The sequence below is a fragment of the Deinococcota bacterium genome, assembly GCA_030858465.1.
Lineage (GTDB): Bacteria > Deinococcota > Deinococci > Deinococcales > Trueperaceae > JALZLY01.
In genome coordinates this window covers 1-4440 of the sequence record JALZLY010000127.1, presented here as the reverse complement: position 1 = coordinate 4440, position 4440 = coordinate 1, and the positions used below count along the sequence as shown (strand labels likewise).

Below are 4440 nucleotides of genomic sequence, written 5' to 3'. Positions count from 1 at the left end.
GCGCCTCGCGGAGCGCCTGCAAGGTGACGTGAACGGTGCGAACAGGCGTTTTCGCTTCGAGCGCGGCAACGTCTTCGACAACGACCCCGGCCGCGCGGTCTTCGTGGGTCACAGGAGGCTGTCCGACGCGCCCGAGCGCCCGAGCGAGCGGGTGGACGGCGTTCGTCAGGCCTTCACCTTCGGGGGCGGCAGGGGCATCGTCACCGTAGACGGCGTGCCGCTGCTCGAGGGCCAAAACTACAGCCGCGACGGCGCCCTCGTCCTCTTCGCCAGCCCACCGCCTCGAAACGCCAACCTGCGCCAGTACGCCGACTTTTTCGTGAGCAATCCGCCACAGGGTGACCTCCTCTTGGCCAAGCCGCCCGCCCCCGGCGCCGTCGTCTGGACGAGCCGCTACACCGTCTACGCGCGGCCGGGCTGCGGAGCCACCGTGCTCGAGTGCTTCTACGCCTTGCCCCAGCACCCCGCTCCTTTTCCCCATTGGATCGCCCAGCGCCTGCCGGCCTTTTTCCAGAAATATTCGCTGGCCGACGAGCGCCACGTCCTCCGGGCCAGCCTCTACACCGCCCTGGGCACCATGTCGGCCCTGGCCCTGGGCGGCGCCGTCGGCACCCTTCTGGCGGTGCTCTTCGTGCTCATCCGGCCGCTCGAGCGCACCTTGCTTCCCTGGGTGGTGGCCTCGCAGACGATCCCCATCATCGCGCTGGTGCCGGTCCTGCTGCTCATCCTCGGCAACTTCGGCATCACCATCCAGACCAGCCTCCTGCCGACGGCCTTGATCGGCGCCTACCTGACCTTTTTCCCCGTAGCGGTGGGAACGGTGAAGGGCCTGCGCTCGGTGGACCCGCTGGCTCTTGACCTGATGCGCTCCTACGCCGCGAGCCCGCTCCAGGTCTTCATGAAGGTGCGCTTTCCAGCGGCGGCGCCCTTCTTCTTCACCAGCCTCAAGCTGGGCGCGGCGGCGGCCTTAGTGGGCGCGCTCGTGGCCGAGACCGAGTCGAACAACCGCCGCGGCCTGGGCTACGCCATCCTCGGCCAAGTGCAGTCGGGCAACGTCGCCGACGTGTGGATTCTGCTCCTCGTCTCGGCGCTCCTGGGCATCCTGCTCGTCACCTTCGTCGGGCTGGTCCAGCGGACGCTGGCGCCCTGGGAGCGCGCGTGAAGCCCGCGCCGCTGCTCCTGGCGGTGGGCGTCGCCGCTCTTATGCTCGCCGCCTACGCCGCGCCCTTCGCGGTGGGGGTGAGCGGCTGGGGGGTGATCGGCCCGGCCGGGCTCGCCGTCACCGCCCTCGCGCTCGTGGCTGCGCTTTATGGCCGGGCGGCGGGCGCGTCGGCGCTCGCCGTACTCGGGCTCATAGGCGCGTTCCTGGCGGTGGCGGCGCTGGCGCCTCTGGGCGCGCCGGGGGCTTGGGGCTACTGGGCCTTGCTCTGGGGCCACCTCTTCATGAGCGTCCTGGCGGTCGGGCGCATCGGCCTGAGCGAGCGCGCGGACGGGAGAGGGAAGCATCTGCACGCGCTCTTGCCGCCCGCCGCCGTGCCCTTTCTCGGCCTGCTCGTCTGGGAAGGGCTGGTCGTCGGCCACCGCGTGCCCAGGGCCATCTTTCCGCGCGTCACCGACGTGTGGCAGGCGATTCTATCGTCCTGGCCGGTGCTCCTAAACGACGCCTACGTGACCTTCGTCAAGCAGGTGCTCGTCGGTTTTTCGCTGGGGCTCGTCGCGGGCGTGCTCGTCGGGGTGGCGGTGGCCGCCAGCCCCTTCCTGCGCCAGGGCCTCCTGCCTTTAGCGGCGGCCTTTGGGGCGGTGCCCATCGTCGGCCTGGCGCCCGTTCTGGGCCGGGCCTTCGGGGTGGACTGGGAGTCGAAGGCGGCGGTCGTCGTCATCATCACCTTTTTTCCGGTCGTTCTGAACACCGTGCAGGGGCTCACCCAGGTGGACCCGCTCAAGCTCGAGCTCCTGCGCGCCTACGCCGCGGGGCCGCGCGAGGTTTTCCTCAAGCTGCGGCTGCCGAGCGCGCTACCCTACCTCTTCAACGCGCTTAAATTAGCGGCGGTGCTGTCGGTCATCAGCGTCATCGTCGCCGAGTTCCTGATTCCCGGCCCGCCGACCGGCCTGGGCCAGCGCATCTCGCTGTCGGCCCGGCGCGGTGCCTACGACGTGGTCTTCGCCGCCATCTTCTTCGCCAGCGTCGTCTCGGTCCTGTTCTATTCCTTGGTGATGACCCTGGAGCGCCGGCTGACCTCCTGGCATGCCTCGTTTCGGGAAGGGGGGTGAATTGAAAATTGAAGATTAAAGATTGAAAATTGCGATAAGCGCACGACACCCAACCCCACACTCGGCCCGGTCTTTCACTTGGTTTTTCGTTTTGGAGAGGAATGTGATGAAAAAATTTGCTTTGGGATGCTGTCTGCTCTTGGGCCTCGCGCCCGCCGCCTTTGCCCAGGACATCCCGGTCTGCTTTCAGTCCAAGTGGTTTCCGCAGGCGCAGTTCGCAGGCTACTTCGTGGCGCAGGAAAAGGGCTTCTACGCCGAGGAGGGGCTCGAGGTCACCATCCTGGACGGCGGCAACGTCAACCCCTCGGTGCAGGTCGCTAGCGGCAACTGCGACTTCGGCACCGACTGGATCGCCAACATGCTGGTGCAGCGCGAGGCCGGGCTCGAGCTCATGCAGATCGCGCAGATCTTTCAGCGCTCGGGCTACCGGCTGGTCGCCCTGGCGGATTCCGGCATCGAGGAGTTCGGCGACTTAGCCGGACGGCGCGTCGGCGTCTGGGGCTTCGGCAACGAGTTCGCCGCCGAGGTCATCTTCGCCGCCCAGGACCTCTCCTCGAACCTCGACCCCACGGTCACCAACCCCGACGTGGACACCGTCGTCTACGCCTTTGATCCCGCCCTGGTCTTTCCCGACGAGGTCGAGGTGGCGAGCGCCATGACCTACAACGAGCTCAACCAGATCGTCGGCCTCGGCTACGGCCTGGGCACGCTCTCCGTCTTGGACCCCGCCGACATCGGCGCGGACCTCCTGGAGGACCTGATCTTCACCACGCCGAGCGTCCTGGCGACCGACGACTTCAGGGGCTCGGGGATGAGCGGCCGTGAGGTGGCCGAGCGCTTCCTGCGCGCCAGCATCCGCGGCTGGCAAGATGCGGTGAGCGACCGCGCCGAGGCCGTCGAGATCGTGCTCGCGTCCTGCGGCGACACCTGCGCGGGCTCGGGCGCGACGCAAAACCCTATCATCCACCAGAGCTGGCAGATGGACCGCGTGGCCGAGCTGGTCAGGCCCGAGGAGGGGACGGCCATCGGCGCCATCGACCGCGAGTCGTTCGAGCGCTCGGTGAATCTGCTCCTCGAGGTGGGGCTGATCAGTGAAGCCGTCGACTTTGACGAGGTGGTGGACGCATCCGTCTACGAGGCGGTGGCAGGAGAGTAGCAGGCAGCTTTGACCCCTGCTCGAGCGAAGCTCGAGCAATAGACAAAAAGGGCTACGCGAAAGGACGGTGAGAAGACGCGGGCCTTCTGGGACGGGACAGTGCGCGCCGGCAAAAAACCTTTGCAGCTCAAGGTCCGCAACATCAGCGGGGACGAGACGGTGCTGGACCTGAGCTGCTGAGAGAATCGGCAGCGATTGACGTTCTTGGTCAAGACGTTTAGACTAAAACCATGAAAACGCTTCAGCTTCACGAGGCTAAAGCGCGCCTCTCGGAACTCATCGACGCGGTGCAGCGCGGCGAGGAAGTGATTATCTCCCGCTACGGCAAGCCCGTCGCCAAGCTTGTCGGCCTGGGCGCCCCTGAGCAGCGCGAGTTGGGCTTTTATCCTATTCGCTTTGAAAGCGACCTGCTCGAGCCGACCGACGACGAGGTGCTACGCGCTTTCTACGGCGACGACAGCGGCAGCGAGTCCTAGCAGGGTGCGCTATCTGCTCGACACGCACGCGCTGGCCTGGGCGGTGAGCGACCCCGGACGCCTGAGTGATGAAGCGCGTGCGCTCCTCAGGAACCCCGGCAATGCTCTTTTGTTGAGTCCTGCAAGCATCTGGGAGATGAGCATCAAGCACCGCGCGGGCAAGTGGCCCGAGGTCGCGCCCTTTATGGACGAGGCGCACTACGCACGGTTTAGCCGTCGTCTCGGCGCTCGGGAACTCTGTATCAGCAGCGCGCACGCCCGGCTCGCAGGCGGTTTCAGCGTCGCGCACAAAGACCCCTTCGACCGCTTGCTGGCTGCCCAGTCGATGCTCGAGGGCGTCGCGCTCATCAGCAAGGACGCCGCGCTCGACGCTTTTCCCATTACCCGCTTGTGGTGAGCTTTGCCCAAAGGTGACACTGGTGGCGAACTCAAAAGCGGTGTTTTTGAGGGTTGACCGTAGAGTCACCACCCTCAGTTTTGAGGAGTCTTCGGGCAACTTTTCGATATTTATGGTGGCTTGCTCCGATTATTGATGTG

General features: G+C 66.2%; 5 protein-coding genes. All 5 read left to right on the top strand.

Going from position 1 to position 4440, the window contains the following annotated elements; genetic code table 11:
• A partial coding sequence (locus M3498_06075) for an ABC transporter permease subunit (protein ID MDQ3458850.1) occupies positions 1–1162 on the top strand: 1162 nt, incomplete at its 5' end.
• On the top strand, positions 1159–2271 hold the full coding sequence (locus M3498_06070; protein ID MDQ3458849.1) for an ABC transporter permease: 1113 nt from the start codon (positions 1159–1161) through the stop codon (positions 2269–2271). The genes M3498_06075 and M3498_06070, both read left to right, overlap by 4 nt.
• A 106-nt stretch (positions 2272–2377) precedes the next feature.
• Positions 2378–3427, top strand: coding sequence for an ABC transporter substrate-binding protein (locus tag M3498_06065; GenBank protein MDQ3458848.1), 1050 nt, complete (start codon positions 2378–2380; stop codon positions 3425–3427).
• Between the two features lie 230 nt (positions 3428–3657).
• Positions 3658–3903 carry a type II toxin-antitoxin system prevent-host-death family antitoxin gene (locus M3498_06060; protein MDQ3458847.1) on the top strand — a complete coding sequence of 82 codons (246 nt, stop codon included), beginning with the start codon at positions 3658–3660 and terminating at the stop codon, positions 3901–3903.
• A 4-nt stretch (positions 3904–3907) separates the two neighbouring features.
• Positions 3908–4300, top strand: a complete 393-nt coding sequence (locus M3498_06055) for a type II toxin-antitoxin system VapC family toxin (protein ID MDQ3458846.1) — start codon at positions 3908–3910, stop codon at positions 4298–4300.
• Positions 4301–4440 lie beyond the last annotated feature (140 nt).